Origin of the sequence: Pseudaminobacter soli (ex Zhang et al. 2022), assembly GCF_014595955.1 — a bacterium.
GTDB classification, from domain to species: domain Bacteria; phylum Pseudomonadota; class Alphaproteobacteria; order Rhizobiales; family Rhizobiaceae; genus Kumtagia; species Kumtagia pseudosoli.
In genome coordinates this window covers 157,918-184,597 of record NZ_JABVCF010000009.1, presented here as the reverse complement: position 1 = coordinate 184,597, position 26,680 = coordinate 157,918, and the positions used below count along the sequence as shown (strand labels likewise).

30 protein-coding genes are annotated in these 26,680 nt (G+C 61.8%); 10 read left to right on the top strand and 20 right to left on the bottom strand.

Annotation, left to right across the window (positions count from 1 at the left end; translation table 11 throughout):
* The 11 genes from HUI96_RS17705 to HUI96_RS17655 form a co-directional block, all read right to left on the bottom strand.
* Complete coding sequence (locus tag HUI96_RS17705) at positions 1–2,385, bottom strand: xanthine dehydrogenase family protein molybdopterin-binding subunit (RefSeq protein WP_188256007.1); 2,385 nt, start codon at positions 2,383–2,385, stop codon at positions 1–3.
* Between the two features lie 3 nt (positions 2,386–2,388).
* Positions 2,389–2,847, bottom strand: a complete 459-nt coding sequence (locus tag HUI96_RS17700; protein ID WP_188256006.1) for a (2Fe-2S)-binding protein — start codon at positions 2,845–2,847, stop codon at positions 2,389–2,391.
* A 25-nt stretch (positions 2,848–2,872) separates the two neighbouring features.
* Positions 2,873–3,700 carry an FAD binding domain-containing protein gene (locus HUI96_RS17695; protein WP_188256005.1) on the bottom strand — a complete coding sequence of 276 codons (828 nt, stop codon included), beginning with the start codon at positions 3,698–3,700 and terminating at the stop codon, positions 2,873–2,875.
* Positions 3,701–3,771: 71 nt separating this feature from the next.
* The gene (locus tag HUI96_RS17690; protein ID WP_188256004.1) at positions 3,772–4,812 is read right to left on the bottom strand and encodes an ABC transporter permease; all 1,041 of its coding nucleotides are present in this window, start codon (positions 4,810–4,812) and stop codon (positions 3,772–3,774) included.
* Positions 4,812–6,323 carry a sugar ABC transporter ATP-binding protein gene (locus HUI96_RS17685; protein WP_188256003.1) on the bottom strand — a complete coding sequence of 504 codons (1,512 nt, stop codon included), beginning with the start codon at positions 6,321–6,323 and terminating at the stop codon, positions 4,812–4,814. The genes HUI96_RS17690 and HUI96_RS17685 overlap by 1 nt, the downstream gene beginning before the upstream one ends.
* A 59-nt stretch (positions 6,324–6,382) precedes the next feature.
* Positions 6,383–7,453 carry a TMAO reductase system periplasmic protein TorT gene (gene torT / locus HUI96_RS17680; RefSeq protein ID WP_188256002.1) on the bottom strand — a complete coding sequence of 357 codons (1,071 nt, stop codon included), beginning with the start codon at positions 7,451–7,453 and terminating at the stop codon, positions 6,383–6,385.
* Positions 7,454–7,514: 61 nt separating this feature from the next.
* The gene (locus HUI96_RS17675) at positions 7,515–8,486 is read right to left on the bottom strand and encodes a biotin-dependent carboxyltransferase family protein (RefSeq protein ID WP_188256001.1); all 972 of its coding nucleotides are present in this window, start codon (positions 8,484–8,486) and stop codon (positions 7,515–7,517) included.
* Entirely contained in the window at positions 8,476–9,351 is an 876-nt protein-coding gene (locus tag HUI96_RS17670; protein WP_188256000.1) for a 5-oxoprolinase subunit B family protein, read from the bottom strand. Before HUI96_RS17670 ends, HUI96_RS17675 begins: the two co-directional genes overlap by 11 nt.
* Positions 9,351–10,733 (bottom strand): acetyl-CoA carboxylase biotin carboxylase subunit, encoded by a 1,383-nt coding sequence (locus HUI96_RS17665; RefSeq protein ID WP_188255999.1) that lies wholly within the window; start codon positions 10,731–10,733, stop codon positions 9,351–9,353. Before HUI96_RS17665 ends, HUI96_RS17670 begins: the two co-directional genes overlap by 1 nt.
* Complete coding sequence (locus tag HUI96_RS17660; protein WP_188255998.1) at positions 10,730–10,972, bottom strand: acetyl-CoA carboxylase; 243 nt, start codon at positions 10,970–10,972, stop codon at positions 10,730–10,732. The genes HUI96_RS17665 and HUI96_RS17660 overlap by 4 nt, the downstream gene beginning before the upstream one ends.
* Positions 10,969–11,775 carry a 5-oxoprolinase subunit PxpA gene (locus tag HUI96_RS17655; protein ID WP_188255997.1) on the bottom strand — a complete coding sequence of 269 codons (807 nt, stop codon included), beginning with the start codon at positions 11,773–11,775 and terminating at the stop codon, positions 10,969–10,971. Before HUI96_RS17655 ends, HUI96_RS17660 begins: the two co-directional genes overlap by 4 nt.
* 283 nt (positions 11,776–12,058) lie before the next feature.
* Here HUI96_RS17655 and HUI96_RS17650 point away from each other — a divergent pair, with 283 nt between their 5' ends.
* Positions 12,059–12,964 (top strand): LysR family transcriptional regulator, encoded by a 906-nt coding sequence (locus tag HUI96_RS17650; protein ID WP_188255996.1) that lies wholly within the window; start codon positions 12,059–12,061, stop codon positions 12,962–12,964.
* On the opposite strand, the gene HUI96_RS17645 is transcribed toward HUI96_RS17650, so the two are convergent.
* The 4 genes from HUI96_RS17645 to HUI96_RS17630 form a co-directional block, all read right to left on the bottom strand.
* Positions 12,943–13,173: a hypothetical protein gene (locus tag HUI96_RS17645; RefSeq protein ID WP_188255995.1), complete on the bottom strand. Its 231-nt coding sequence runs from the start codon at positions 13,171–13,173 to the stop codon at positions 12,943–12,945. The two genes, HUI96_RS17650 and HUI96_RS17645, sit on opposite strands and share 22 nt — an antisense overlap.
* A 105-nt stretch (positions 13,174–13,278) precedes the next feature.
* Positions 13,279–14,811 (bottom strand): Druantia anti-phage system protein DruA, encoded by a 1,533-nt coding sequence (locus HUI96_RS17640; RefSeq protein WP_210320214.1) that lies wholly within the window; start codon positions 14,809–14,811, stop codon positions 13,279–13,281.
* A gap of 316 nt (positions 14,812–15,127) precedes the next feature.
* A complete protein-coding gene (locus tag HUI96_RS30080; RefSeq protein WP_188255994.1) occupies positions 15,128–15,985 on the bottom strand; it encodes an HNH endonuclease in 858 nt (285 codons plus the stop codon).
* Positions 15,986–16,322: 337 nt separating this feature from the next.
* Positions 16,323–16,595 (bottom strand): SHOCT domain-containing protein, encoded by a 273-nt coding sequence (locus HUI96_RS17630; RefSeq protein ID WP_337918436.1) that lies wholly within the window; start codon positions 16,593–16,595, stop codon positions 16,323–16,325.
* Positions 16,596–16,744: 149 nt separating this feature from the next.
* Here HUI96_RS17630 and HUI96_RS29435 point away from each other — a divergent pair, with 149 nt between their 5' ends.
* From HUI96_RS29435 to HUI96_RS17610, 4 genes are all read left to right on the top strand, one after another.
* Positions 16,745–17,260, top strand: coding sequence for an aspartate/glutamate racemase family protein (locus HUI96_RS29435; protein WP_237684186.1), 516 nt, complete (start codon positions 16,745–16,747; stop codon positions 17,258–17,260).
* Positions 17,238–17,714 carry a ribonuclease E activity regulator RraA gene (rraA, locus tag HUI96_RS17620; protein ID WP_188255993.1) on the top strand — a complete coding sequence of 159 codons (477 nt, stop codon included), beginning with the start codon at positions 17,238–17,240 and terminating at the stop codon, positions 17,712–17,714. Before HUI96_RS29435 ends, rraA begins: the two co-directional genes overlap by 23 nt.
* Before the next feature lie 63 nt (positions 17,715–17,777).
* Positions 17,778–18,194, top strand: coding sequence for a cupin domain-containing protein (locus HUI96_RS17615; protein WP_188255992.1), 417 nt, complete (start codon positions 17,778–17,780; stop codon positions 18,192–18,194).
* A gap of 10 nt (positions 18,195–18,204) precedes the next feature.
* Positions 18,205–18,363: a hypothetical protein gene (locus HUI96_RS17610; RefSeq protein ID WP_188255991.1), complete on the top strand. Its 159-nt coding sequence runs from the start codon at positions 18,205–18,207 to the stop codon at positions 18,361–18,363.
* A 124-nt stretch (positions 18,364–18,487) separates the two neighbouring features.
* Here HUI96_RS17610 and HUI96_RS17605 read toward each other — a convergent pair whose 3' ends face one another.
* Positions 18,488–18,700, bottom strand: a complete 213-nt coding sequence (locus HUI96_RS17605; RefSeq protein ID WP_188255990.1) for a cold-shock protein — start codon at positions 18,698–18,700, stop codon at positions 18,488–18,490.
* A gap of 431 nt (positions 18,701–19,131) precedes the next feature.
* Between HUI96_RS17605 and HUI96_RS17600 the strand changes: the two genes are divergently transcribed.
* The gene (locus tag HUI96_RS17600; RefSeq protein WP_188255989.1) at positions 19,132–19,275 is read left to right on the top strand and encodes a hypothetical protein; all 144 of its coding nucleotides are present in this window, start codon (positions 19,132–19,134) and stop codon (positions 19,273–19,275) included.
* A gap of 30 nt (positions 19,276–19,305) precedes the next feature.
* On the opposite strand, the gene HUI96_RS17595 is transcribed toward HUI96_RS17600, so the two are convergent.
* Positions 19,306–19,566: a DUF982 domain-containing protein gene (locus HUI96_RS17595; RefSeq protein WP_188255988.1), complete on the bottom strand. Its 261-nt coding sequence runs from the start codon at positions 19,564–19,566 to the stop codon at positions 19,306–19,308.
* 253 nt (positions 19,567–19,819) lie between these two features.
* On the opposite strand from HUI96_RS17595, the gene HUI96_RS30075 reads away from it, so the two are divergent.
* Positions 19,820–20,035 (top strand): antitoxin Xre-like helix-turn-helix domain-containing protein, encoded by a 216-nt coding sequence (locus HUI96_RS30075; RefSeq protein ID WP_337918450.1) that lies wholly within the window; start codon positions 19,820–19,822, stop codon positions 20,033–20,035.
* A 29-nt stretch (positions 20,036–20,064) separates the two neighbouring features.
* On the opposite strand, the gene egtD is transcribed toward HUI96_RS30075, so the two are convergent.
* The 3 genes from egtD to HUI96_RS17580 all read right to left on the bottom strand — a co-directional run bounded on the left by egtD (position 20,065) and on the right by HUI96_RS17580 (position 23,603).
* Positions 20,065–21,036: an L-histidine N(alpha)-methyltransferase gene (gene egtD, locus HUI96_RS17590; protein WP_237684205.1), complete on the bottom strand. Its 972-nt coding sequence runs from the start codon at positions 21,034–21,036 to the stop codon at positions 20,065–20,067.
* Positions 21,037–21,085: 49 nt separating this feature from the next.
* The gene (egtB, locus tag HUI96_RS17585; protein ID WP_188255986.1) at positions 21,086–22,351 is read right to left on the bottom strand and encodes an ergothioneine biosynthesis protein EgtB; all 1,266 of its coding nucleotides are present in this window, start codon (positions 22,349–22,351) and stop codon (positions 21,086–21,088) included.
* Positions 22,352–23,270: 919 nt separating this feature from the next.
* The gene (locus HUI96_RS17580) at positions 23,271–23,603 is read right to left on the bottom strand and encodes a hypothetical protein (RefSeq protein WP_188255985.1); all 333 of its coding nucleotides are present in this window, start codon (positions 23,601–23,603) and stop codon (positions 23,271–23,273) included.
* A gap of 344 nt (positions 23,604–23,947) precedes the next feature.
* Here HUI96_RS17580 and HUI96_RS17575 point away from each other — a divergent pair, with 344 nt between their 5' ends.
* The 3 genes from HUI96_RS17575 (at position 23,948) to HUI96_RS17565 (ending at position 26,677) form a co-directional block, all read left to right on the top strand.
* The gene (locus HUI96_RS17575; protein ID WP_188255984.1) at positions 23,948–25,267 is read left to right on the top strand and encodes a capsular polysaccharide biosynthesis protein; all 1,320 of its coding nucleotides are present in this window, start codon (positions 23,948–23,950) and stop codon (positions 25,265–25,267) included.
* 133 nt (positions 25,268–25,400) lie between these two features.
* Entirely contained in the window at positions 25,401–26,042 is a 642-nt protein-coding gene (locus HUI96_RS17570) for a class I SAM-dependent methyltransferase (RefSeq protein ID WP_188255983.1), read from the top strand.
* A gap of 233 nt (positions 26,043–26,275) precedes the next feature.
* A complete protein-coding gene (locus HUI96_RS17565) occupies positions 26,276–26,677 on the top strand; it encodes an adenylyltransferase/cytidyltransferase family protein (protein ID WP_188255982.1) in 402 nt (133 codons plus the stop codon).
* The last annotated feature ends 3 nt before the right edge of the window (positions 26,678–26,680 follow it).

Genomic DNA, 26,680 nt, shown 5'->3' with positions numbered 1-26,680 from the left:
CTACGAGCGCCTGACCGGAATCGATGGGCGCTTCATCAGCACATTTTCCCACCAGTCATCGGCAATGTGAGGCAATTCGATGGCGGGTTCCCTGCCCAGCAGCAAGCCCAGCACGCGTGGAGGCGTCAGTGGCGTCTGCTGAACCCGGCGCCCGGTCGCGTTGGCGACGGCACACGCAACGGCAGCGGCGACATTGAGGATCGGCACTTCGCCGGCGCCCTTGGTGCCCAGCGGCCCGATGGAGGGGGCTCCTTCGTAAAGATCGATCTGAACGGGTACCGTGTCTAGAGCGAGCGGAACGCGATAGGTCTCGAGGCTGCTTTGGCGAATGCAGCCGTTCTCCCCGATGGTGAGCTCTTCATGTAGGGCGTAGCCCAAACCCTGCGTCACCCCGCCCTGGATCTGGCCATAGATGGCGCGCGGATTGAGCGCGCGGCCGACATCCTGGACCACTTTGTAGCTCAAGACCTCGACATGCCCCGTGTCGGGGTCGACCGCCACCTCGCAGTCGTGGACGCTGAAGACGGGGATTTCGAGCGCATCGATGAAATGCCCGGCGGCGCAGCCCGGCATCGAAGCGACGCCGGGGTTGGTGAAGGAGCCGCTGCCGACCACCGGACCCGTCGCCCGCTGCGCATGCTGGACCACACTGGCAATCGTCATGCCTGATCCTTCCACGCCGGCGATCTCGACGCGCCGGTTGCGCAGCACGAGCTTCTCCGGCGCCACCTGGAGCAACTCGCTCGCGGCCTTCAGGATCTTGTTGCGTACCTCCTCCGCCGCCGCGCGACTCGCGGCACCCACGGATACGGTCGTCCGGCCGCCGCCTACACCGAGGTCGAGGCCGGCCGCGTCCGTATCGGCGGTCCGGACGATCACATCGTCCGGATGCAGGCCCAACTCATGGGCCACGATCTGCGGCATCGCCTGAACCATCGTGCCCTGACCGATCTCCACGCCTGCGGTGACGAGCGTAGCGGTCCCGTCGGCGTTGAGATTGATGGTCGCGGTGGAGGGGCCGACGAAGATGAACCAGGTCCCCACGACGGTCGCGCGGCCATAGAGGCGATTGCCCGCCCGATGCTCCAGGGACGGCGATTTATCCCGCAGGCTCGCCATGCGGTCGAGCATCGGACCCAATACTTCGCCCTCGAACACCTGACCCGTCGCGCCGAGATCGCCGTCCCCCAGCACGTTCCGCCGCCGGAATTCAAGCGGATCCATGCCGACCGCTTCGCAGATTTCGTCCGTATGCCGCTTCAGCGCGAAGGTATTGTAGACACCGTTGCAGGCGCGGAAGGCGCCGTTTGGAGCCGTGTTGGTGTAGATCGCGCGGCTCGCGAGCTTGACGGAGCCGAGCCTGTAATTGCCCATCAGCGTGTGGGCCGTCATGGTCGTCAGGAAGATCTGTTCGCCGCCATAGGCGCCGCAATCCATCAGCACGACGGCTTCACGGCCAACGATCTCGCCGTCGCGTGTGACCGCCGAGCGGATCTTGATCTCGGCATTCTCGCGGCAAAGGCAGGTCAGCATCTCCTCCTGCCTCGAATAGACCAGCCGGACCGGCCGTCCCGACTTGCGGGCCAGGATGGCCGCGTAGGGCTCCAGGGTGCAGTCGAACTTCTGACCGAAGCCGCCACCGACGGGCGGCACTGTCACGCGCACCTGTGATGGCGGGACTCCGAGGAGCTTGGCCGTCTGGTTGCGAACCGTCCAGGGCGCCTGCGTGGAAGTTTCGATGTGGTATCGGCCGTCCTCGTAGGAAGCGACGGCAGCTCTGGGTTCGAGCGACACGTGGTTCTGACGGCCGACCCGGAAGCAGCTTTCGACGACGATCACGTCCTCTCGCGCGAAGGCTTTCTCGGTGTCGCCACGGACCACCGTCGCCTCCCAGGCGACATTGCCGCCACGCGCACCGCCTTCGAATAGGATTTCGTAGCTCTTCCAGTCGGGGTGGACGAGCCGCGCATCGGGCGCCAGCGCCTCGGCCATGGTCAGGACAGGGTCGAGAGGCTCGAGCTCGACTTCGATCGCACGGACTGCCGCCTGTGCCTGCTCGTAGGTGTCGGCGGCGACCGCGGCAATCTGCTCGCCATGGAAGCGGATGACGTCGTAGGCGAACAGCGGATGGTCGGCGATGCCGATGCCATGCATGCCTGGAGCATCCTCCGCCAGCGCGATGGCGCGGACGCCGGGCATCTTCGTCGCGCGCGAGGTGTCGATCCTCACGATACGCGCGGAAGCCACCTCGGACCGCAGGACGGCGGCATGAAGCATGCGCGGCAGCGATTGGTCGACGGTGTAGCGTGTGCGCCCGAGAAGCTTGTCGCGCGCGTCGCGCCGGGGCAGGTCCATCGTGACGTTTGCGGGATCAGCGATGGCCATGGTTCAGCTCCGTTTCGCCAAGGCTATGGCCGCATCCACGATGCGCTCGTAGCCCGTGCAGCGGCAGATATTGCCGACGAGAGCGGCCTTCACTTCGTCGCGGCCGGCATCCGGCCGTTCGCGAAAGAAGCTGGTGAGGGTCATGAGGATGCCGGGGAAGCACATTCCGCACTGGACCACGTCGTGCTCTTCCATCACCTGCTGAAGCGGAGACGGCTCGCCCTCGGCCGCGAGCGATTCGACTGTGCGGACCTCCCGTCCCTCGAGCGTGCCGACCGGCACCAGGCAGGACACCACCGGCTGTCCGTCGAGATGGACGATGCAGGCGCCGCATATGCCTTCGCGGCAGACCGATTTCGCGCCCGTCAGGAACAACTCCTCGCGGAGCACGTCAAGGAGCGGCGTCATCGGCTCGCGCGTCGAAACGTGTGCCTCGCCGTTAATCAAGATGTTTGTGGCCATGGTCATCCGCTGCGCTAGATCTTGGTCATGGACCGGCAAGAACGGCTTGAGCGGCACGCCGAGCCAAGGCCGGCAGCACCTGCACCCGATACCAACCCGGCGCATCGACACCATCGCGTCCGGTGAAGATATGGGCTTCGGCCTGGGCCAGGTCGTACGCACCGTTCGGGTCGAGCCGGCGCCCCAAAAGTGCTTGCTCGAGCTGCGTCCAGCGACGCGGCGAGGCCTCCACCGAGCCCACCGTAACTCGGATGTCCTCGACCGCCCCATCGCCTCGAAGCTCCGCCGTCATGCTGACGATCGCGACGGGGTAGTCGCCGGCCTTGCGCAACGGCAAGCGCGCATGACCGGATTTCAGGGCCCTGCGCGGGATCACGACGGCGGTCAGGAGAATGCCCGGCTCAAGCGAGCCTCGACGCTCCAGGAAGCGGCCGACAGGGAGCCGCTCGTCCCCGCCCGGTCCGGAAAGCTCGACCTCCGCATCGAGGGACAGGAGCGACGGTGCGAGATCCGAGGCCGGAAAGGCGGACGCGCACAGATTGCCTCCGATCGTGGCCATTTGCCGGACTGCTGGATTTGCCGCGCTGCCGGCCGCTGTGACGAGCCCTTCGCAGCCGCGGACGCCGGCCAGCGCGGAAACCAGCCGCGCATGGGTCACGCAGGCGCCAATGCGGATCTCGCTTGCGGAGATGTCGACCGCGTTCAGCTCCGGTATTCGGGTCAGGCCGACGCAGAAGCGGATCGGAGGCTCGCGCCGGATCGGCGCGCGCATGATCCAGGTCCCGCCGGCGAGGGCAGTAGCGTCCGCGCGGTCGGCGAGCGCGGCGACCGCGTCATCGATGCTGCGCGCCATGAACAGTTTCTCGTTGGTTGTTGCTGGCAACGCTTGATCCTCTGCTTGCTGGCGGAGTGATTGGCGGAGTGTCAGGCCCGACCGACCAGGATGCGATAGCGAAGCTGGTCCAGGATGACCGCGAGGATCAACAAACCACCGAGCAGGACCATCTGAAGGTAGGAGCCGATCTGCGCGATGTTCATGCCGTTCTGAACGAGGACGATGAAGAAGGCGCCCAGCACCACGCTCTCCACGCGGCCGATGCCGCCCCTGAGCGAGACGCCGGCGATGACGCAGGCGGCGATCGACTCCAGGGCCACGGAGCCGCCGAGATTGGTCTCGCCGGATTCCACGCGCGCCGTCAGCAGCAGACCCGCAAGCGATGCCAACAGCGCGCAGATCGCATAGGCGGAGAACAGAACCTTCTTCGTATTCACGCCGGACAGATGCGCGGCTTTCTTGTTTCCGCCCACGGCGTAGATATGGGCGCCAAGCCGTGTGCGGTTCATCATGATCCAGATGACCACGATGGCCACTATGGCAATGAGGACCGGAACCGGCATGCCCAGGACGCGTCCAAAGCCGAAGAGGTTGCCGAATTCGTAAGGCAGGCGCGACACCGGAACGCCGCCCGTCAGGAACAGGGCGGTACCGGCCCCGACGGACTGGACGCCCAGCGTCATGATGAAGGGCGACACGCCGAACTGAGCGATTCCGACGCCGTTGAGGCAGCCGACCGCGAGGGCGGCTGCGAAACCGGCGAGACAGCCAAGGGCGATCACGAGCCAAACGTAGTCCGGCATGGCGGTGGCAAGCGCAACCATGGCAAGCGCGCTGACGACCGACGTCAGTGCGATCGTGGTGCCGACCGCGAGGTCAAACCCGCCGGTGATGAGCACGATCATCTGTCCGAGCGAGACCAGGATCAGGTAGACCGACTGCCGCGCTACGTTCGTCAGGTTCTCCAGCGACAGGAAATTGCCCGAGACCAGCGAGAAGATGATCAGCGCCGCAACAAGGAAGAACGGAAGCACGCCAACCTTCAGGAAAAGCGTCCTGACTGCTGCGGCGGGCGCGAAACGCGGCGAAACCGGGCTCGATCCGTTCGTGACGGAGTCTGGCGAGGTCATCAGGCGGAAACCCTTGTTTCACTGAAGAAGTGGCGCAAGATCGTCTCTTCGACGATGTCCTGCCCTTCCAACTCGGCGGAGATCCTGCCGCTGGAAAACACCAGCAGCCGGTGCGAAAGATGCATGACCTCCGGTAGGTCGGAGGACACGATCACCACGGCCTTGCCCGACTCGGCCAGATCCCTGATGAGAAGATAAAGCTGGCTGCGGGTGCCCATGTCGACGCCGACGGTGGGCTCGTCGAAGATGTAGACCAGATGGTCCTCGCCGAACCCCTTGCCGAACAGCACCTTCTGCTGGTTGCCGCCGGACAGGGTCGCGACCGCTTTCGAGAAAGCTCGCGGTGGCAAGTCCACGCGCGCGCCGATGGCGTCGGCCTCTGTCTTGCTGCGCGCTGGCGAAGGCATGCCAAACGCACCGGCGAGGTCACGGCGTCCGAGCAGGCTCAATCTGATATTGTCACGCGCCGATGCAGTCAGCACCAGGCCCTCGCCCTTGCGGTCGGGCGGCAGGTAGAAGATGCCCGACTTCAACAGCTTTCGCGTCGGCAGGCCGGTGACGTCCTTGCCCCGCAGCGTCACCGTTCCCGCCTTCAACGGCTGCAGGCCCAGGATGCTGCGCCAGACCCGTGACTTGCCCGATCCGACGAGGCCCGCCAATCCCAGCACCTCCCCGGCGCGGACGCCGATGTCGACGCCCCGGACACCGCTCGCGACGATGCCGCGCAGCGAAAGAAGCGTCTCTCCATCCGGCCGGCGCGTGATATGGGGATAGACCTTGTCGATCGCCCGGCCCGTCATGAGTTCGACCAAGTCGCGTTCCGAAACCGTGTCGGCCTTCACGGTGCCGATCAGTTTTCCGTCACGCAGGACAGTGATGCGGTCCGCGATCTCGGCAAATTCCTGGATGCGGTGCGAAATATAGATGATGCCGACGCCGTTCTCCTTGGCGCGGCGCATGAAGGAAAAGAGCTTCTCTGTTTCCTTTTCCGTCAGGGAGGCCGTCGGCTCGTCGAGGATCAGCACGCGTGCCTTTGCATGCAGCGCCTTGGCAATCTCGACCATCTGCTGCTGAGCTCGCGAGAGCTGGGCCACCGGTGCGCGAATATCCACTTCGAAGCCGAGATCGCGGAAGAGGGCCTCGGTGCTCCTCTCCATGGCTCGGCGATCGACGAAGAGACCTCGCCGCGGCTCCTGGCCGAGATGCACGTTCTCGAAGACGGTGAGCGTGGGAACAAGCGAGAATTCCTGGAACACGGTGCCGATACCGGCCTGACGCGCGTCGTAGACAGAGCGGAACGCGACCTCCTTGCCTTCGATCTGCATGGTGCCGGCGGTCGGAGGATGGACACCTGAAATAATCGAGATGAGGGTCGACTTGCCGGCCCCATTCTCGCCGAAGAGGACGTGGACCTCGCCGCGATCAAGGCGGAAATCGATGTCCGATAACGCCTTGACGCCCGGGAATTCCTTGCTGATCCCGGTCATCTCGACCAGAGGCGGTTGGCTCATGTCTCTACCCCGTGCTGACGGTCCCGCCCTGTCGGCGGGACCGTCGACGAACAAGCGCCTCAGTTCACGCTGAAGACCGGCTTGTAGTCGTCGGGCGGCAGGATGTTGGTCTGCGGCACCGTATTGACGTTCTCCGGGTCGACCACGAAGATTTTCGGGCCCACGTGCTTGATGAAGTCCTTCTTCTCAAGGGCGCGGACAGCCTGGTCGACCGCGATGCGGCCCTGGATGACCATGGAATCGGCCGGAGCGGCGAGGATGAAGCCGCGCTTGATGCCCTCGTAGACGCCGGGCGTCATGTAGAAGGCGAGCAGGTCGACCTTGCCTTGCAACCCGCGCTCGCGGATCAGGCCCTGCGCCGCTTCCGCGGTGACCGCCGTGCCTGCCACGTAGCGGACATTGGGATTGGCCTGGAGCGCGTCTTCCACCAGCTTGAGCTGCACCTCCTTGCCGGTGTCGCCGAACTTCGGCTCCAGGACCTTGATCGCCGATCCCTTGACGGCTTCCATGAAGCCCTTGTGGGCGGCTTCCACCCAGCCCGCGCCTGCCGGTCCGGGGAACCAGGCAACCTCGACCTCCTCGGATCCGGCTGGATGCTTCCCGGCCAGGTACTCGCCGGTCTTGCTGCCCATCACCTCGAAGGAAACAAGCGACTTCGCGGTCAGGTCCGGCGATCCGATGCCATTGATGACGTCAACGACCGGGATGCCCTTCTTGGCAACCTCGGAGACGAGGTTGTTCAGGCCGTCGTAAGAGATGGCGCCGATGACGACCGCTTCCGCGCCGCTCGCCACGCAGTCCTCGATCTGCGAGATCTGCTTGGCCAACTCCGTGTAGCCGCCGGCTTCGACGATGTTCATCTTCACGCCGAGCCTGGCAGCTTCCTCAGCCACCCCATAGCCGACGCCGAGCCAGTAGGCGTCCTTCATGTGCGGAAAGGAAACGCAGATGTTCCAGGCCTTCTCGGCCTTCGGCAGCGGCTCGTAGGAGACGTCTACCGATTTGCCGTCGGCCGCGAAGGGCGGCTCGATCTTGGCCGCGTCATACGGAAACCAGTCATCCGCCAAAGCCTGGGAGAGTGCTGCGGTCGAGACGGCAGCGGCGAGTATCAGTCCCGTCAGTTTTTTCATTGTAGTTCCCCTTCCCCTTATTCTGTGCCGCCGGGCGTGGTGGCGGCAGTTCGCCCAGTATTCAAACGAGTGCGGTGCGTATGTCCTGCAAAAGCCTTGCGCGGTCGGCGCGGGCCTTCATGGCCTCCTCCATCGTGACCTGGACGAAACGCGTAGGCGTATTCGGCTGCATCTGGCCGATCAGGTCCATGTCGGCCGAGATGACGGTGCCGATCATGAAGTAGCCGCCGCCCGACACAGCATCCCGATGCAGGATGATCGGCTCTGTTCCACCCGGCACCTGGATGGAGCCGTAGGGATAGCAGCTGTCGACGATGTTGGAGGGATCGGACCCGGCGCCGAAAGGCTGCTCGCGCTCCACGAATTCGAGCTTGCGCCCGCCCCGGAATCGATAGCCCATCCGGTCGGCCTCCGGAGCCACCTTCCAGTCGTCTTCGAAGAAGCCCGCCTGCGAGCTCTCGGCAATGCGATGCCAGTAGAGGCCGGGCAGGACGCGAAGCTCCGTTGGCCGGCCCGGGCCGCGTCGCAGGGCCTCCGGCACGCTGCGGCCGGCCTTGGCGCCACCAGCCGCGCCGACTGGTAGTTCGTCCCCGGCGGCGATCGCCCGCCCCTTGAAGCCGCCCAGCGCTCCGATCGGATAGGTGGAGCGGCTCCCCAGCGCCACCGGCACGTCGATGCCGCCGGCGACCGCGATGTAGATGCGCGCGCCCTTGTTCAGGAAATCGAAGCTCAGCACCTGGCCCTTCCTGACTTCGAGGGCCGTCCACCCCGGCTTCTGCTCGCCGTCGACCTTGATCGGCATGTCAGCGCCGGTGACGGCAACGACCGTATCGGCCGTGAACTCGAGTTGCGGCCCGACGAAGACGGCCTCCAGCCCTGCAGCGTCCTCCGGATTGCCGACGAGCAGGTTCGCCGCCCGCATGGCGAGCCGGTCCATGGCGCCGCCGATCGGAATGCCGAGATGGAAGTAGCCGGGACGGCCGAGGTCCTGGACGGTGGTGGAGAGACCCGGATTGATGACCCTAACGCCCATGGATCGCCCCCTCCAGCTTCGCATTGTAGGCGTCGATGCCCTTCTGGAATTCCGTCAGATCGAACGTCACGTCCCGCATGGCCGGAGCGAAGCGGCCAGCTTCCACATCCGCGACCGTCTGATCGTATTCCTCTCGACCGACCGACTTGAACTTGACGATGTCGCCCGGCCGGAAGAAGACCATGAAGTCCCTGAGGTAGCTCACCTTCTGCTCGGGATCGAAGATCGGCATCGGAGTGATTCCGAACATCTGGTATCCGCCCGCCCCGCGCACCGAATAGATGCAGGAGAAGCAGCCGCCATAGCCGACCGTCAGCTTCGGGGTGTCCGTGCGCGGCCTGAGATATTTGGGAACCTGCAACTGCCGCGGGCGGTCCACCATCTGGTACATGAAGGGCAGCCCCGCCACGAAGCCCACCATCGACACGAACCACGGGGCGCCCGAATGCGCAGCGATGAAGTCCTCCACCGTCGCGTAGTTGTTGATGCGGGCGGCGTATTCGAGATCGGTCGCCTTGGGGTCCTGATGCCGCTCGCGGAACCGCATGAGCGTCTCGTGCGTCCAGGGGTCCTGATAGAAGACGGGGATCTCGATTATGCGGGTACCGATGACCGGTTCCGCCCTTTCGGCCGCGTCCTCGATAGCCTGCACTTCACGAAGGAGGTCGCCCGGGCTGATGACGTCCGGGTCGAACTTGATCTGGAAGGAGGCATTGGCCGGGCATATCTCCGTGATTCCCCTGATGCCGCTCGCCTTCACGGCCTTCGTCATCGACAGGCTCTTGAAGAAAGCCTCGAGCGACATGCTTTCGTCGCATTCGACGAACAGGTGCTCGTCGCCGCCGAAACTGTACCGGTTCTTCATCAGGCCACCTCTTTCTCGCTGTCCCGCGCGGCGAAGCGTGTTTCCAGCCAGCCTTCGAGGAAACGTGTGTGGATACGGCCGGAGGCCACGTCCGGGTCGGCCGCCAGAGCGGTGTGGAGCGGCACGGTAGTCGGGATGCCCCGTATCTCGAGCTCGCCGAGCGCCTCACCGAGCCTGGACAGGCACTGTTCGCGGGTCTCGCCGTGGACGATCAGCTTGCCCAGCAGCGAGTCGTAAAAGGGCGGCACGGTGTAGCCCTCGTAGAGGAGGGTGTCGAAGCGCACATGCGCCGCCTCGGGGACGGTCAGTCCCTCCACCTTTCCCGGCCAGGGCTGGAAGTCCTTGAAAGGATCTTCCGCGTTGATGCGGCACTCGATCGCGTGACCACTGATCGCGATGTCCTCCTGCCTCACCGACAGCGGTGCACCGCCGGCGATCTTGAGCATCTCCTGCACCAGGTCGATGCCGGTGATCATCTCCGTTACCGGATGCTCGACCTGTATGCGGGTGTTGACTTCGATGAAATAAAAGGCCTGCGCGTCTTCGTCGTAGAGATATTCCACGGTGCCCGCGCCGACATACCCGACCGAACGGGCCAGTTCGACGGCGCTCGCGCAGAGGCGGTCGCGCACCTCCGGCGGCAGGCGGAAAGCCGGCGCCTCTTCCCAGACCTTCTGACGGCGACGCTGGAGGGAGCATTCGCGTTCGAAGCAATGGACGAAGTTCTTCCCGTCGCCGAGGATCTGGACCTCTACATGGCGGGCGCGCTCGATGACCTTCTCGACATAGAGGCCGCCGTCGCCGAACGCGGCCTCGGCCTCCGCGGCTGCCTGCAGGAACTGCCGTTCGAACTCCGAGCGCTCCTTGATGATGCGTATGCCACGTCCGCCGCCGCCCGCGGCGGCCTTGATCATGACGGGGAAGCCGATCTCGTCCGCAATGTTCGCCGCGTCGGCTGCGCTGGAGATGCGCCCGTCGCTGCCGGGTACCGTCGGGACGCCAGCCTTGCGGGCGGCCTCGCGAGCGGCCACCTTGTCGCCCAACAGCCGGATCGCGGTGCCCGAAGGGCCGACGAAGCGCATGCCGGCCGCGACCACCGCGTCCGCAAAATCCGCGTTCTCCGCCAGGAAGCCGTATCCCGGATGGACCGCGTCCGCGCCAGCCGTCTTTGCCGCCTCTATGATCGCCGGAATGTTGAGATAGGACTTCTTGGCCGCCGGCGGACCGATCGGGACAGCCTCGTCGGCCAGACGGACCGCAAGGGAGTCCGTGTCGGCCGTGCTGTGAACCTGGATGGTACGCAGGCCCAGCGCCTTGGCGGCACTGTTGATGCGCACAGCGATCTCACCCCTGTTCGCGATGAGGACGGAGCCGATGGTCATCCCTCGACCTCTGCGATGACGTCGCCGGCCATGATCGCATCCTCATTGTCGGCCAGGAAATGGATGGCCCGAGCCGCTACTCCCGCCTTCACCTCGTGGAATGACTTCATCACCTCGATCAGCCCGATGACGTCATCGGCGGCCACGGCGTCGCCGTCGTTCTTGTAGGGAGGGCTGTCCGGCGTAGGCCTTCGGTAGAAGACACCGGGAAGCGGCGACCGGATCTCTTGCTTGCTCATATGGCGCTCCTGGAGGACTTGGCTGGGCTGGCGACGATCTCGGACACCGGCGCAATGCGGATGCCGTTGGCGGTGAGCGCGTCGCGTATCGCGGAGCCGATCTCGACGCAGCCAGGTGTGTCTGAGTGGAAGCAAATGGACTCGAAGGGGACGTCGATGTCGTCCCCATCGACGGTGCGCACCTTCCCCTCGTGGCAGGCGCGAACCACCTTTTCCGCGGTTCGCTCGGGGTCCAGTCGACCAACCCGCCGCGCAAAGACGATCGAGCCGCTCCTGTCGTACTCCCGGTCAGCATAGAATTCCCGTACGACCGGCTGTCCCATCTCGCGGGCGATGCGGCACGTCAGCGATGACTCCAAGCAGAAGACGTAGGCGTCCGGCGACGTGCGGCGCATGAAGTCGATGAAGCCGCGCGACAAATCCTCGTTGACGGCCATCTCCATGTAGAGCGCGCCATGCGGCTTGACGTGCTGGAGATTGACGCCGTGGCAGCGCGCGAATTCGCGCACGGCGCCTACCTGGTAGATCACGTCGTTGAGAATCTCTTCGTTGCTGCCGGCGATCTTGCGGCGGCCGAAACCCTGGAGGTCCCGGTAGCCGGGATGTGCGCCGACGCCTACGCCATGCTGTGCGGCCAGCCGCACCGTCTCGTTCATCAGCATGGGATCGCCCGCATGGAAGCCGGCCGCAATGTTGGCCGAACTGACCAACGCCATGATTCGCGCGTCATCGGCGTCGGCGATGGTCCATCGCCCGAACGCCTCTCCCATGTCGCAATTGAGATCGACCGCAGACAGCCGCATGCTGGCAGTCCTCCCGTTATCAGCGCTGTTTCGCGCCGTTGTTCCCTAATCTTCCGTCACGTTAGCCAAAGCTGCGCGCATTGAAAAATTCTATTCTCTTATGTCCGCATTCTGAATTTTCGATGTGCTTCGTTTCCACTGGAACAATAGGAATCAGCAGAATCCCGGCAGATTCGACCTTTCCCTGCCGTGCGATTAAAGATTTAATCGCTGAACATTTCGGCATTATCGATTGCATCGAACGACGGTGGCCAATTATCCAAAAATCCGATAATCAGCGCATATGGCAATCAGCTTCAAGCAGATCCGGTATTTCGTCTCTACTGCAGAGACTGGGCAGGTGTCCCAAGCTGCCGTTGCCCTGTCGATATCGCAGTCGGCAATCACGACCGCAATCAAAGATCTCGAGATGAGAGTCGGCGCGACGCTGTTCTCGCGCTCGCAGCAGGGCATGGAACTTACCGCCGCCGGCCGGCAGATGCTCTTCCATGCCTATGAGTTGCTGGCCAAGATCGACGAGATGACCAACATCAACGTGCCGGGCAGCGATCTCGAGGGCACGCTGAGAGTGGCTGCTTCGTACACGGTCGTCGGCTACTACCTTCCCCACCACCTGGAGCGGCTGCGACGCAGTTTCCCGCAACTCGATGTTCAACTCTTCGAGCTCAATCGAGATGCGATCGAGGAGGGCCTTCTGGCCAACCGCTACGACCTGGCGGTGATGCTGACCGCCAATACGAACAATCCGGACCTCTCGACAGAAACCCACCTGTCGTCACGCCGGCGGCTGTGGGTCCCGGCAAGGCACAGGCTGCTATCGCTCGGCTCGGTCGGGCTGCAGGAGGTGTCCGATGAGCCCTATATCATGCTGACCGTCGACGAGGCGGCGCATACGTCTCTCAAATACTGGAGCAAGACACCTTACCGTCCGTCAGTGCGGTTGCGCACCTCGTCCGTGGAGGCCGTACGATCGCTTGTCGCTAACGGACAGGGCGTGGCCATCCTATCCGACATGGTGCATCGGCCTTGGTCGCTGGAGGGAAGGCGCATCGAAACGATCCAACTCAGCGACCCGATCCCGGCCATGGACGTGGGCCTGGCCTGGAAACGCGGCATCGCTTTCACGCCCGTCATGCAGGCCTTCCGCGACTATTTCCGCCAGGCCTATCATCTCCCGATGGGCCAATAGCCAGGTGAACTCGAACAGTTCGTTCTGGGAGTGGTCTGCCGCCGCCGGAAGATGCCGGCGCCGTTGGCCAAAATCTGGTCGAGTTGATCCGGCTGTAGCGTGGCCGGCTCCGACGTCGTTCGTCCGCTGTTATAGACGTTGCGCAGTTCCGCGTAGCAGGACGGATCGTAGTCAAGGATGATCACTTCGTTCGGCAGTTCCTCCTGCATCGTAGATATCGCGCGTCGCAGAGGACGAAAATGAATCCATGAGCCCCGGTAACGACCTTAGGCGGTGTCTTCATGTGCAACGTTCCCAGTACTGACACCCGGGAATTAGACGAGGCCGGGAAGCAGGAACTGCCCGTCGAAATCGGCGTGCAATGAAGCGCGGACGCTATTTGGACCTAGATCAGTGAGTCGATCCAGGGTCTCTGTCCGCTGACAGCGGGCAGAGAGCCACCGCCGCCGCCAGGCGGTTGCAATTGTCGCTGCCGAAGGGGCGGAAGGAGCGACGTGAGATAGGCCAAGAAGACTGGCACGAGCCCCGGGCGAGAGTTCGCAGCCGTAGAAGATGCGCGGTGTCGCGTGATGCAAGATGGCATCGCTCTTCAGCCCGAGAGCGTCCAGTCCTTCCCGGATTTGCCGCAGACGGGGGCTCGTTCCCTCCCCGAAACGATTGTTGACGCGCCGGGAGTCATGGCGTGCGAGGGCTATGGACCTCAACGCCTGCGCGGTTTCAGCACTCAGGTGAAGTGTGCCGAACCCGCCCGTCAGACTTCTTCCTATCGCAGCCCAGCGAACGTCCTGGCCGAGATCAGCGTATTCCGCCTCACGCAGGACGAGGCGATTGTATTGGCTCGAACCCACCCCGTAGAGGCTGGTCGTCGTAAGAATCTTCAAGCGGGCGGGCTTCGTGATCGCCCGGCCCGCCATTTGCGAAGCGATCACGCTCACCTGGTTGCCGTAGCGTGCGGCATAGGCGTCGCGGATTTCGGCCGAAGTCAGCAGGAGCGCAACCAGTTTGCCGCCAAGAAGTTCATTGTACGGGTGGACCGCGCCGCAAATGCTGATGTCGGCAACTTCGCTCGACAGACCCGCCTTGCGAAACTCGGCCAACGTGATGTCAATCGCACGCTGGCCCATTTTACCCGCAAGCAGTTGCTGGAGCGAGCGATGGGGATCTTGATGTAGTCCGCTGGCGCGCAAAACTTGCTTGGCGAACAGAAGTTGCGCCAGGCTCTCGGCGCGCTTGCGAACGAAAAGCAGGTCCTCTGAAGCCGCGCGCCAATCGGTCTCGTCGCCTGCCGCCTGCACCGCGCCGCGGAATGGCGGCACCTGGCCGTCCTCCCGACGATGGGCCTCGAAGTGCGCTCGAAGCAATGCTTCGCGCTTGAACGCGGCGCCGGCCGCCTCCTGCTCCAGCCGAAGAACGACGGCTTCCGTCGGATCGGTGATCTCGCTTGTGGTGGCAAGGTCGTCCCAACGGACAGAGGCGATGGACTGGTCCAGGCGCTGCAGCATTGCCGGTCCAAACGCCGCAGGATCGAGCACCCCCGAAGCAAGATTGTCGGCCATCGCTTCACGCAACCAGCCGATCCACTGATCGCGTTTCGTGAGACGCATGACCGGGCTCGCCAGCATGGCTATTCCAATGATGGGGCGTCGAGGCCTTGCTGCGTTCCTGACAAGCACCATCATCTGCCGGCCGGGGATGGCCCTGTATTCGTGCGCCCAGGTGTGGCGGAAGTATCGCCAGATGTCGATCAGGGAGATGCCGGTGTCGGGGCATTTGGCTCCCGTCTCGCAGACCTCAATGATTGGATCGATGAGGCGGGCGAGAACCGGGTCGCGTTCGCTAGCGGGCAAGCCATTGATCTTCGCCAACTCGCGCCCAAGGGCACGGCCATCATCGATAAGATCAAGGACCGAGAAGCGACCTTCCGGTCGAGCAGTTCTCCGCTCCATACGCGTCAGAAAGGAGCGAACCGAAGGTTCCTGCAACTGTCGGGCCCGAGCAGCCTGGAGCGCGCACCGAACCCGCGCTTTGACATCATCAACACTCTGATCGCCGGCTCGTTCGAGACCGGGTGGCGAGAAACTGATGCCCCCACCCGAAATATCGACCTGCCAGCCCTGCTCGCACAGATCGGCAACGAGCAAGCAAATGGCGCTGCTGTCGCCGTCACGCAGTCAGCTCGTGCAACGAGTGCAGAAGCGGTTCTGAGCTCGCTTGGAAAACAAAACTTAGAACGGAGAAATCGAAAGGCGCATCGATGCGATGGATTGCGCGATGGTGGTTCGGGCAGACCAACACGAGATTCGCTAACTCATCTGCGCCACCGCGACTTAGCCACCGAATATGGTGTCCCTCGCAGATATCGCAGCCGTATACTGATCGCGGCGCCCACCCGCAAAGTTGGCATGCTCCATTATAAAGGTCCTGAAGCTGAGCTACGAGACGACGATCGCGGGCCGGCGTTGCCCGCGCAGTCAGATATTCACGACGTTCCTTGTCCAACCCCGAAGGCTCATCCTTTAAAAGTTGAGCCACCGCAGCCGCATCTCCCGACACCAATAAGGCTTCTAATCGTTCCTCCGGTATCAACCGTGCCCTTGGCTCTAAGGACAAACCCTTCGAATAGGCGCTTAGAATTGCGTTATCTTCCGGGGTAATCCGGCGAACGGCTGCATGGCCCTGAAAAGCTCTCCCAAGAACATCGCCACCGGCCGAAATCTTCAACGACCTTATCAGAGCGGTTATGTCGGGCTGATACGCCACAGAAAAGTAGCGCGAGAGCCTCAGGTCACCCCAAACGCGATAGGCTCCGTAACGAAAGCCTGGTGAATTGATGGTTTTAGCACATACGACCAATTCAGCCGCGAGGGCATAGGCACCAGAGACCGTGCGAGTGAACGCCCATAGGCTGTCGCCGAGCTCAATTTCATGGAGGAGAGGGTTGGCCTGGTTCAGATGATAACCGACCCCATGATCCAAGTCAGATCTGTAATTGTCTCCCCTCCAATAATAAAGTAACGGCACGCCCAGTCCTTTTAATATTTCTCTTCGTCAACTATTCTTTTCAAAATCTGCCAGTCCATTTCGACGGCCGGCGAGAGCCGCGCCACCTCATTTGCAACCTTGCACCAATGCCAAAAGGCCGAGCGATCTCGACGAGCTCGCGCACGCGCCGCAAGCCTTTGCGCATGATAGTAGGCGTGACTTCCGTGGCTCCGAACAAGCGCTCGCGCGTCCGCTTGCCAAGCTCGGCGAAGCTCCAGCCGTCGTTTCACCCACCGTGAGAGCACAGGTCGCAACCAACCTCGTTTGAGTTCTCAATCGTAAACCGCGTAGGTTGTCACGCACTTAATACGGCATGTTATAGCCTCGCTAAGAGCTCGGCCTTCTTGGTGATGAATTCCTGCTCCGTTAATATTCCCGCATCATACAGTTCGGCCAGTTGTTTGAGTTTATCTGAAACAGAGCCATCTTTCTTCAAAGCGGGATCAATGCTCGGCGGATGCCGAAGAGATTCAATGATACTGACAACTTGATCAAAGGCTGACTTTGACTCGATTGTTTTGAATGCGAGTTCGTCGTGAGATGTGTGGAGGCGGAGCACCCTATAGCCCATGAGCGACAACGTTTCCACCGAAGTGACCTTCGAAAGTGGTATTGTCTCGAACCTTCTCCGAAAATGCCTTTACGATAGAAGCAAGCCCGCTCGCTCGTCAGCACGAACTGTCCATTGTGCTGCGTCTTGTCGCCCGACCCCATCATCTCGCCGATCCAGCCTTCTAGATGAGCTTCGATGCTCTCCCCCGATTTGAGTTTTGCCTGCCGAAAGGCAGTGACGTGCTTGTTGTCCTTCCCATTCATTTCTCTTCTCCACGCAAGTCCCCTTGGGTAAAAGATGCGCGAGTACCAGTTTCTGCTTTCTTTGCAGAACGGACTAGTTCGAGCAAAAAAAGGAGCGCTTGTATCAACGAAGGTTGCGCCGGCATGGAGCAGGAGTTCCGGGAAGAGGCGGAAAGGGTGAACCCTTCGGCGACGATTACGAGCTTCCTCGTGCAAGGAGCGATCGAGGCCATCCGGGCGGGCGATTCCGCCACGCACGATCGGCTGGTCTCGGAAGCCGCCGGCAAGCTCGAAGGCATTGACGCGATCACCCTTGCCCATTTCTCGACTTCGCGGGCCAGGGCAGCGGTCGAGGCGGTTACGAGCATTCCGGTTCTGACGAGCCCCGATGCAGCGGTCCAGAAGCTCCGACGCCTACTGAAAGAGGAAACGATCGATGAAGACAGCCGACCTCGTTGATGCCTATGACGATGCCGTCCGGTTCTGCGACCCGCCTTTTGTCAAGCTCGGGCGAAAGAAGTCCTTCAGCGGGCCGATCGCCACCGTGAAGTGCTTCGAAGACAACGCTCTACTGAAAGCCGAACTGGAGAAGCCGGGCAATAGCAGGGTCATGATCGTCGACGGAGGCGGTTCCACGCGCTGCGCGCTGCTCGGAGACAAGATCGCGCTGATCCTGCGGGATAACGGATGGGCGGGGATCGTCATCAATGGCTCCGTCCGGGATAGCGCGGAGATCGATCAGATGGACGTCGCGGTATTCTGCTTGGGCGTGTCGCCAAAGAAATCATCGAAGGAGGGGGCAGGGCAGGCGGGCAGGACCGTGCGGTTCGGCGGCGTTGAGTTCCGGCCCAACGCTTTCGCCTACGCGGATCCCGACGGGCTGCTGGTGTCCGATGCCCACCTGGCGGGTTAGCTGCACCGCCGCCGGGCACCGGCTCCAATTCCGGCTGAGACCCCCCAAACGAAAGGCAACCCGATGACGCAGAAGGCCGCCGTCTTCAGACCTGACCAGATTTGCGCCCACGAGCGCGGCGGCGGGGCCAGGACAATTCCACTGGTGAACCGCGCCTCTGGAACGACCAGCTTCATCAACGGGATCACCATCTTCGAGCCGGGCGCGGCGATCCCGCTTCACAAGCACAACTGCGAGGAAAGCGTGATGCTGCTCGAGGGGCATGCGATCGCCGAGATCGATGGCGAGCGCCACGAGTTGAAGCCGCAGGACACCACTTTCATTCCCGCCAACCTGCCGCACCGGTTCATCAACGCGTCGAAGCTCGAGCCGATGAAGATCCTCTGGATCTATGCCAGCGTGGAAGCAACGCGTACGCTGATCGAGACGGGCGACACGCGTACCATTGATGCCGAGCACGGCCGGAAGCCCAACAGTTGAGGTGGAACCCATGTTCATCGAACTCGCCGAGATCGCGATCAAGGCGGGCAGCGAGCCGGACTTCGCGCAGGCGGTCAGCCAGGCTGCTCCGCTGTTCGGGCACACGAAAAAGGCGGGGCATGGCCCCGCCTTCCGCTGCTCTGCAGCCTGGCTCTCACAACCCGTCTGAAGACTTGCAGCAATCTGCTGCCCCGGTCTTCAGACCCAAACATGTTCTCGCGCGCTATTTCAGCGCGGCCGCCAGTTCATCTGTGACTTGCCGCCTTCCGTCTAGCGGTGCGCGCGAGCTAAAATCAACCTGCCTTGCTGAGGTTCTCGGCTGCCGACTTGCCGGTACGGCGGTCCTGCTGAACCTCGAAATTGATCTTCTGTCCTTCCACGAGGCCCGCCAGACCGGCGCGCTCGACCGCGGAGATGTGGACGAAGACGTCCTGGCCGCCATCGTCAGGCTGAATAAAGCCGAAGCCCTTGGTGCTGTTGAACCACTTAACGGTACCTGTTGCCATGTGCGTAACCCTTTGCGCATGCATCGTGTTTAGTCCAGCGGTGAGCCGGACCATCTTGTATCGAGATTTTGGAGACTGACGCAGCAAGCGCGAGGAAATCGCGAGGCCCGGATCGATCGGCCGAAATATCAACAGCGCACATATAGACCGCCGGCGCGACGAACACAAGTGCAGCGAATGTCGCCTGTCCTGCCCGCAAACGAATGCTCCTGCGATGATCAGTCCAGAAGCTGTGTCCAGCCTTCCGTACGCGGCGGCGCGTCCTATTTACGTGGTCGCGGCTTCACCACTTGGGACATAGCAAGGAAGGCGCGACCACCAGGGGCGCCCACGGCCCAAGACCGCCGGCACAGCTAAGAGGCTGGACCAGGCCGCTGTTGTGTTAGCGGCTGGAACCACGTACCCATGCCTCAGTCACAGAAGGAGTCAACATGGCGCGAGCGCCGAACTACGCCTGGGAACGCAAGGACCGTGACCGCATCAAGGCGGCGAAAAAAGCGGAGAGGGAGGCAGCCAAGGCGGCGAAGGCACGCACGAAGCCTGCCGACGAGACTGAATCCAACACCGAGGAATAACGGGAACTCCGCCGGCGCGACGCCCCAGGTTCAGGCAGGGAGCTTGTCGCTGACGAAAACATCCGCCTCGCGTGCTGCCGCAATCAAGGCACGCCTTGCATTCATGGCGGGTTTCTCGCCGGCAATCGCATCATGGCAGGCCTGGAGCGCTGCGCGATGCTTGGGCGTTCTTTTGCCGGACCAGTCGTTCAGGAGGAAATCCGAGGCTTCCCGAGCCGAGTTCAAGGCGAGATTGGTGCCTGCGGCGCCGGATCGGACGGTTATGGGTATTTCAAATCGGTCGTTCTTCATTGCCGTCCTTAGGCCATTGGGCTCAGGAAGGCCAGCCGCAGGGCCGCCTCGCCCGGCTCTCTCGCCGGGAGCGTGCTGGAACCTTCGGTTCCTCGCGGCGGCCTGACGCCTGTCTTGCCCTAACCTCGTCGGACCACGAGGCGATGCTCGTCCGAGGTGGAAGCCAGACTCTCAATCCCTGCACCAGGAACGTAAGTCGTGCAGACGAGTCGGGTTTCTTTGCTGAGCTGGGTTCAGATTGATTCTGAATGATGTGCCATGCATCATCTGCCTGCAGTTCCGGCACGTTGTCGCTATCCCTGCCAACACCGCCAGTCCCTCCATCTCCGATGACAAGGCTGGCGCTCCGGCGCGCGCTACGGTGAACCTGTTCAGGGCGTGGGGCCTGACCGACGGGGAAGCATGCACTCTCCTCGGCGGCATGTCCGCTCGCACCTCGGCGCGCTGGAACGACGGCGCGCAACAGTGAACCGAAGGCCACGACAGCAATGCCGGCCGTTACAGGCGTCGGGGCCCTGGTTGGTTGGCGGCATCGGCCTCATTTGCGAGAACATGGATCGAGAACCAGCCATCGCTATCTGTCCAGACTCTGATGGGTCGCCAACCGGCCTCACGGGCGAGCGCCTGAAAAGCCTCCACGGTATATTTATAGCTGTTCTCCGTGTGGATCGTCTCGCCTTCCGCGAAATCAAACGAACAGCCGTCGACCGACACACGCTGAACTGCGCGGCTTACGAGATGCATCTCGATGCGCGAGTGCCCGCGGTCGAAAAACGCCCGATGCTCGAATGAACCGAGATCGAAATCGCCACCGAGCTCCCGGTTGATACGGGCAAGCAGGTTGAGGTTGAAACGGGCGGTCACGCCGGCAGCGTCGTTATAGGCGGCGTGGAGGACGGCTTCGTTCTTTACGAGGTCGACCCCGATGACCATCACCGCGCCCGTGCCGAGGCTCAGGCCGGAATGATGAAGGAATGCAGCGGCGTCCGGCGGATCGAAATTGCCGATCGTGGAGCCTGGAAAGAAGCCGACCCGCGGCATCGTCCGAAGGCTCGCCGGCAGGTCGAAGGCTCTCGTGAAGTCGGCGGCGACCGGCAGCACATTCAGGGACGGAAATTCGAGCCGCAAGGTTTTGGCCTGTTCCTCCAGAAACTCGGCGGCGATATCGACGGGCACATAGGCTGAGAGCTCTCTTGCCGCACGCAGAACAATGCGCGTCTTGGCACTCGAACCATTCCCGAATTCAATGAGCGCTCTGCCCGCCGGCAACAACTTGGCGATTGCCTCGGCGTTCTCGGTGAGGATACCGCGCTCCACTCGGGTCGGGTAATACTCTGGGAGCTGCGTGATCTCCTCGAAAAGAAGCGAGCCGGCTGTGTCATAGAAATATTTCGAGGGGATGCGCTTCGGCGTTGCCTGGAGGCCCGCCACGACATCGGCCGCGAAATCGAAGGTCGCCCCGCCTTCCATTTCGGCAGGGCGGACGCTGCGTGCGGGAATCGCTTTCATTGCGACATCGTCAGGGATGGTCGACGAGGCGCAGTCCGGTGAATTGCCAGCGCGCCTGGGGGTAGAAGAAGTTGCGATAGCTATATCGGGCGTGACCTCCCGGCGTGGCGAGCGAACTGCCGCGCAGCACCATCTGATTGACCATGAACTTGCCGTTATATTCGCCGAGCGCACCGGGCGCCGCACGATAGCCGGGATAGGGCAGATAGGCACTGCGCGTCCACTGCCACACATGGCCGAAAGCATCGTCGAGCATGCCGCTCCGCGCCGCCACTTCCCATTCCGCTTCGCTCGGGAGATGCTTGCCCGCCCAGCGGGCAAACGCGTCTGCTTCATAATAGCTGATGTGGCAGACCGGTAGGTCGGGATCGACGGGCCCGAGACCGCCGAACGTCAATCGGAACCAGGCGCCGTCGACCTCGCGCCAGTAGCCGGGCGCCTTCCACCCTTCCGCCTGGACCGCCGTCCAGCCGTCCGAGAGCCAGAGTGTCGGCGTCTCATAGCCGCCATCGGCCATGAAGCGCATCCAGTCACCATTCGTGACAAGCCGACGGGCGATCCGTACCGGACCGACCAGCACCCGATGGGCAGGACCTTCATTGTCATAGGAAAAGCCGTCGCCATCATGTCCGATTGTGTGGACTCCTTCCGCGAGTTCGGCGAACGCGCAGGCCGTGCCCGCAGTCACCGGCCAGCGCCAGCCGGAATCATATGCAGGCAGCACCGGATTCTGTGCGAAGGCATGCAGGATGTCGGTCAGCATCAACTCCTGATGCTGCTGCTCATGATGAAGCCCGATCTCCAGGATCGGACATAGGGTGGCAAACAGCTCATTGTCGGCCGCGGTGATGAGGGCGCGGACAGCCGCGTCGACATGCTGTCGGTAAGCGGTGACTGTCTCGACATCCGGGCGGGTGATCAGTCCCCGTCTGGGCCGCTCGTAACGCGGCCCGGCGCTGACGTAATAGGAATTGAACAGAAAGGGGAAGCGTTCATCGAAAACGCGGTAGTTTGCCGCGTGCGGCACAAGCAGAAACTGCTCGAAGAACCAGGTGACATGGGCGCGATGCCATTTGATCGGGCTGGCATCGGGCATGGACTGAACGAGTTGGTCCTCGGCGGAAAGCGGCGCGGTACGCCGCTCGGTCTCGGTCCGAACGGCCTCATAGGCTGCTATCCAGTCGGCGCGCGAGGCGGCCGCTGAGAGCTGCAGGATAGGCGCGGATGCGCTCGGCGGATCGGATCGCTTCAGGACACGAGACGTGACGGCAGGCATCAACACCTCCGGGTCGCGGGAACGCTTCGGTGGTCAGCAGGATTACAATGGCTCCGACAACATCGTGTCAGGAGAAGGGGCGGCGTCCGGTGCACGCGGCCACGCCAACGGGCTGTATTAAGGCAGCCGGCCAATCTGTCAGCAAGGCCGTTTTCCTCACGAGAGCGTGAGAGGTCAGGTGATCTCCGCTGATCAGCCTAAAGGTGGGTGCCGGGCAGGGCGATCCTCTCCCGCGTGACCACACCATTTCGCCGCCCAGCGCACCTGACAACTCGGGCCACAAGGTGCGCAGGCGAAAGTGGCCGCGCCTGATGGCTTACGGGCGACCTCCGATCAATCGCGGCATCCAGAACGAGAAGCAGCGAAATCAGAGGGTCTTGTGGGGGGACGCCGGAAGCCGATTTGCTCAATGCTTCCAATGTTTTCGGATGGTGGGCGTGACAGGGATTGAACCTGTGACCCCTACGATGTCAACGTAGTGCTCTCCCGCTGAGCCGCTCTTTCGCTTCGCTCTCTCGCTATCGAAAAACTGAATAAATTCAGCTGCCTGACGGCAGTGTACCATTTTTCTCGCTACACGCCTATCCGTTCGTTCAGTTCACTTCTGGAGAGCGCGTTGTGACAGGAGTGTGACAGCCCTGGGAATCGTCGAGGGGCAGCCACAGCCTGTTCTGCAGCCCTCCCAGTATCTGCTACGGTCTGCCCGATCCGCTCGCAGCCGGGTCGGTGTGCCGGAGCACGGAACCGGTCACGGCCAAGACGGAGGGAAGCCCCGTGATCTTGGTGGTCATCGAGACACAGCGAAAGGGTCGCTGCTTGCCGGATCAAGCACCTGCCCGTTGCTCAGCCGTCTTCCTGTTTGCAGCGCGGCCTCAGGAACAAGCCCTCTATGAAGTTCCAAGAGGTGATATGTTTGAACCTAATGCGAATTTCTCCGCTGCTTGGCTCGGCCGTTGCGCTCGATCAGATTGGTTGCAATGGTCTCGGCAACGTTCGCAACATCTGTATCTGCAGCGGAGACCCATCCCTCCGAGAACATCATCCGTCCGAATAGGGCAGAGCACTCGCGATCGACATACCTTTCTGGGTCATCGTCGCTTTCGTCTACGTCCCTGCCCACCAGCATTTCTACCAAGGCTTCGAGCGCCAGGACTCGGGCCTCAAGAGCGGCGATTCGGTCAAGATTCTCGATTCCGGTTTCGGAAGGTCCGGGCGGAATGGACAATTCATCGAATTTGTCGTCTTGGGGCATAGTTGAACACCTCAAATTTGGGCCACCGCTTCGCTTGCCAACTCCGGTGGTAGAGTAACCTAATGCGATCAGGTGTCGACGACCGTCAAGGTTCGCGAACCGGCTGATTCCTTTGAGCAGACGCCACGCGTGCCGATACCAACCGAGGCCAGGCAACGACGCGCAAACTTCGCCTAGATGTAGTCGGTCCTCGGTTCCCTTCGTCGGACAAGATTGTCACACGTGCTTCACATCAGTTCCATATTGGGTGGAAAAGACGAAATGGAACCCTGGTTCCCTATCGAGGCTGCGAGCCGAGCGGCGGGTCGGTGGGGACCTGACGTTCTGGTGGAAGCGTTGCGCGAATGACGAATATTGGTATATCGCAATGGATCAAGGCTATATATCGCTATTGCTTGATTCCAATTCGGCTGAATAAGGCATCTATTAACAAGTTCTCTGTGGTGATCGGGTTCTCGCCTTGGAAGACATTTATCAGTGACTGGCTTCCGAATTGTGAAATCAGGCGTGAAAGGTACAATCTTTCCAAGAAAGAATTTTGGCTCGTTACCGCCCCGCTCCTGTTGCGACATCGATCAAGGGCGGAGGTCTTTGTCTGGGGTTACAAAGAGCCCGATTTCGTCAGGCGGTTCTGCGAGCGGCACAAAATTCCCCTTAACCGGGTCGAGGACGGCTTCATAAGATCCGTCCAGCTCGGCGCAACCAAGGTACCTCCGCTCTCGATCTGCATCGACCGCCAGGCATTGTACTATGACCCGACCAGCCCATCGGATTTGGAGGAGATTCTCAACACCTTCCCGTTCGATGCGAACCCTGAGGTGGTCGCGAGGGGCCGGGCCGGCATTGAGGCACTGCTCGCGAGCAGACTCAGCAAATACAATGTCGGACTCGGCGTCGACGTTGATGAGATCTATGGGCCAAAGGACCGCAAGCGTATTCTGGTCCTTGGCCAAGTCGAAGGCGACATGTCCATCCTCAAGGGGTGCAACATTCCGGGGATTACCAACAACGACCTCGTTTGGATCGCGCGAAGCGAAAACCCCAAGGCACAGATCATCTACAAGCCTCACCCAGAGGTCCTGCGCGGCATCCGAAAGGACCCACCCCAGTCAGACTCGCGTGAGGTGCTGGGCATAGCCCAGGTTCTCTTCGAAGACATCTCGCTTGCCGATGCCTTGCAGACAATCGATCAGGTCTACACGATAACGTCCTTATCCGGTTTCGAGGCCTTGATCAGGGGAATCCCGGTTACATGCCTTGGGGCCCCGTTCTATTCGGGGTGGGGGCTCACTGATGATCGACAGCGAGTAGCGCGGCGGTCTCGAAAGCTGACGATCGAGCAGCTGTTCGCCGGCGCGTACATCCTCTATCCCCGATACTTCGATCCCTATAGGCGGAGGCTGATTGAGTTCGAGGAGGCGTTGTCGCTCCTCGAGACGATGAAGAAGGGAGCCTCTGAAAGGGAGCGGCTCCACAGGGCAAGTGGTAAGGGAGGACTCCAAGAGACGGCTAAGCCGGACAAGTCCAATGTTTCACCCGCCGAGCTGCAATTGGAGACGCTCCGCACCATCCGGAAGATGCTCGAAGCGTTGGATCCCCCCAAGAAGGCGATTACGGCTCCTAAGCCGCCAGCCCGCCCGATTCGCTCAAAACTAAGAGCGTGAATGAAGGCAACCCATCGCTAAGGCAATCTCCTCCAGCTTCGAAGTAAGCTGGATTCGGTGCTGACCGCCTCGCAGCATTGACGATCGATCTGAAACCTGCAAGTTGCCGAGCCACCTTCGATCGGGGACAGCGATGCAGGATTTGAAATCATACTGGAACGGCTATTACGCAAGCCAAAGCCGTGAGAGGCGGCCAGTTCCATCTCAGTTCGCGGTGTTCGTTCAGGGCGAACTAGCCTCACCGCACCTGATAGTCGATGTCGGTTGCGGCAATGGCCGAGATACAATCTTTTTCTCATCCTATGGCAATGCGGCCCTCGGCGTAGATGGATCCTCTGCAGCTGTCGAGTATGGGCAAGCCCTGGCAGATCGGCTCGGTATGCCTGCCAGGTTCGCTTCCATCGATGTGAACGACAAGAACACGCTTGTCCGGACCATCGAAGAGGCCAAGAACGGCGACCTGCCGCTCCTTATCTATGCCCGCTTCTTTATCCATGCGATTGATGATGCCGCACAGGCCGCATTCCTAGATACCTGCGCTCAGGTTTGTAAAGACGGCGACAGATTGGCCTTCGAATTCAGAACGGTCCGCGACAAGAGTCTGGAAAAAGTGACGGAATCTCACTACCGACGCTTTGTGGAGCCGAGCGCGTTTCTTGCCGAGATGGGGCTGCGGGGGTTCAGTGCGGAGTATTTCGTCGAGGGGTTTGGTTTCGCCAAATACAAATCCGACGATGCCTACGTCGCGCGGTTTATGTGCACTAAGCGGTCATAGTGATCTTCGTCTGTTCGGCTTGGGTCGGCCGCAAGGCGATTCCTGAAGGGGGAAACGCAATGTCAGGAGAGTCTTGCTGACGTGTGATCGTCAAGAATCGCCACGGTGAATCGTTCCTAACGGTCGGCTTGAACTCACCCGGGCACATTAGTGGAGGATGTCTCGTTCCGGGGGGATTGAGTTGCGAGCCTACCGAAGATCTTCATGAATAAGTTACCAATTGGAGTAGGGGAATGAAGCGGGTAATTACGTTTGGAACCTTCGACGTTTTGCATGTTGGTCACGTTAGGATGCTACAGCGCGCACGAGCTTTGGGGGGGCATCTCACGGTAGGTGTTTCGACTGACGCCCTCAATTTCTCCAAGAAACAGAAGAAGCCTGTTTATTCGCAGTTCGATCGCATGGAGATTGTTAAGGCGATCGCGGGAGTTGACGAGGTATTTTTGGAGCACTCGCTTGAGGAGAAGGGCGAGTACATCAAAAAATACAAGGCCGACATCCTTGTGATGGGCAATGACTGGGAGGGTCGCTTTGATCACTGGGGGCATCTTTGCCAAGTCGTCTATCTGCCGCGTACGGAGGGTATCTCCACAACGGAGCTGCTGGCAGAAATCAGGGCGTCGGCCTCCGCGTAGTCG

Excerpts from the sequence above, each read along its gene's own strand:
- HUI96_RS17690 (WP_188256004.1), bottom strand. The coding sequence starts at position 4,812 with ATGACCTCGCCAGACTCCGTCACGAACGGATCGAGCCCGGTTTCGCCG.
- HUI96_RS17610 (WP_188255991.1), top strand. The coding sequence starts at position 18,205 with ATGTTCATCGAACTCGCCGAGATCGCGATCAAGGCGGGCAGCGAGCCG.
- HUI96_RS17700 (WP_188256006.1), bottom strand. The coding sequence starts at position 2,847 with ATGGCCACAAACATCTTGATTAACGGCGAGGCACACGTTTCGACGCGC.
- HUI96_RS17675 (WP_188256001.1), bottom strand. The coding sequence starts at position 8,486 with ATGGGCGTTAGGGTCATCAATCCGGGTCTCTCCACCACCGTCCAGGAC.
- HUI96_RS29435 (WP_237684186.1), top strand. The coding sequence starts at position 16,745 with ATGAGCTTCGATGCTCTCCCCCGATTTGAGTTTTGCCTGCCGAAAGGC.
- HUI96_RS17645 (WP_188255995.1), bottom strand. The coding sequence starts at position 13,173 with ATGCAGGAGGAACTGCCGAACGAAGTGATCATCCTTGACTACGATCCG.
- HUI96_RS17660 (WP_188255998.1), bottom strand. The coding sequence starts at position 10,972 with ATGAGCAAGCAAGAGATCCGGTCGCCGCTTCCCGGTGTCTTCTACCGA.
- HUI96_RS17685 (WP_188256003.1), bottom strand. The coding sequence starts at position 6,323 with ATGAGCCAACCGCCTCTGGTCGAGATGACCGGGATCAGCAAGGAATTC.
- HUI96_RS17695 (WP_188256005.1), bottom strand. The coding sequence starts at position 3,700 with ATGGCGCGCAGCATCGATGACGCGGTCGCCGCGCTCGCCGACCGCGCG.
- HUI96_RS17670 (WP_188256000.1), bottom strand. The coding sequence starts at position 9,351 with ATGAAGAACCGGTACAGTTTCGGCGGCGACGAGCACCTGTTCGTCGAA.
- HUI96_RS17605 (WP_188255990.1), bottom strand. The coding sequence starts at position 18,700 with ATGGCAACAGGTACCGTTAAGTGGTTCAACAGCACCAAGGGCTTCGGC.
- HUI96_RS17650 (WP_188255996.1), top strand. The coding sequence starts at position 12,059 with ATGGCAATCAGCTTCAAGCAGATCCGGTATTTCGTCTCTACTGCAGAG.
- torT (WP_188256002.1), bottom strand. The coding sequence starts at position 7,453 with ATGAAAAAACTGACGGGACTGATACTCGCCGCTGCCGTCTCGACCGCA.
- HUI96_RS17615 (WP_188255992.1), top strand. The coding sequence starts at position 17,778 with ATGACGCAGAAGGCCGCCGTCTTCAGACCTGACCAGATTTGCGCCCAC.
- egtD (WP_237684205.1), bottom strand. The coding sequence starts at position 21,036 with ATGGAAGGCGGGGCGACCTTCGATTTCGCGGCCGATGTCGTGGCGGGC.
- HUI96_RS17595 (WP_188255988.1), bottom strand. The coding sequence starts at position 19,566 with ATGAAGAACGACCGATTTGAAATACCCATAACCGTCCGATCCGGCGCC.
- HUI96_RS17705 (WP_188256007.1), bottom strand. The coding sequence starts at position 2,385 with ATGGCCATCGCTGATCCCGCAAACGTCACGATGGACCTGCCCCGGCGC.
- HUI96_RS17570 (WP_188255983.1), top strand. The coding sequence starts at position 25,401 with ATGCAGGATTTGAAATCATACTGGAACGGCTATTACGCAAGCCAAAGC.
- HUI96_RS17600 (WP_188255989.1), top strand. The coding sequence starts at position 19,132 with ATGGCGCGAGCGCCGAACTACGCCTGGGAACGCAAGGACCGTGACCGC.
- HUI96_RS17565 (WP_188255982.1), top strand. The coding sequence starts at position 26,276 with ATGAAGCGGGTAATTACGTTTGGAACCTTCGACGTTTTGCATGTTGGT.
- HUI96_RS17575 (WP_188255984.1), top strand. The coding sequence starts at position 23,948 with ATGACGAATATTGGTATATCGCAATGGATCAAGGCTATATATCGCTAT.
- HUI96_RS17580 (WP_188255985.1), bottom strand. The coding sequence starts at position 23,603 with ATGCCCCAAGACGACAAATTCGATGAATTGTCCATTCCGCCCGGACCT.
- rraA (WP_188255993.1), top strand. The coding sequence starts at position 17,238 with ATGAAGACAGCCGACCTCGTTGATGCCTATGACGATGCCGTCCGGTTC.
- HUI96_RS17665 (WP_188255999.1), bottom strand. The coding sequence starts at position 10,733 with ATGACCATCGGCTCCGTCCTCATCGCGAACAGGGGTGAGATCGCTGTG.
- HUI96_RS17655 (WP_188255997.1), bottom strand. The coding sequence starts at position 11,775 with ATGCGGCTGTCTGCGGTCGATCTCAATTGCGACATGGGAGAGGCGTTC.
- egtB (WP_188255986.1), bottom strand. The coding sequence starts at position 22,351 with ATGCCTGCCGTCACGTCTCGTGTCCTGAAGCGATCCGATCCGCCGAGC.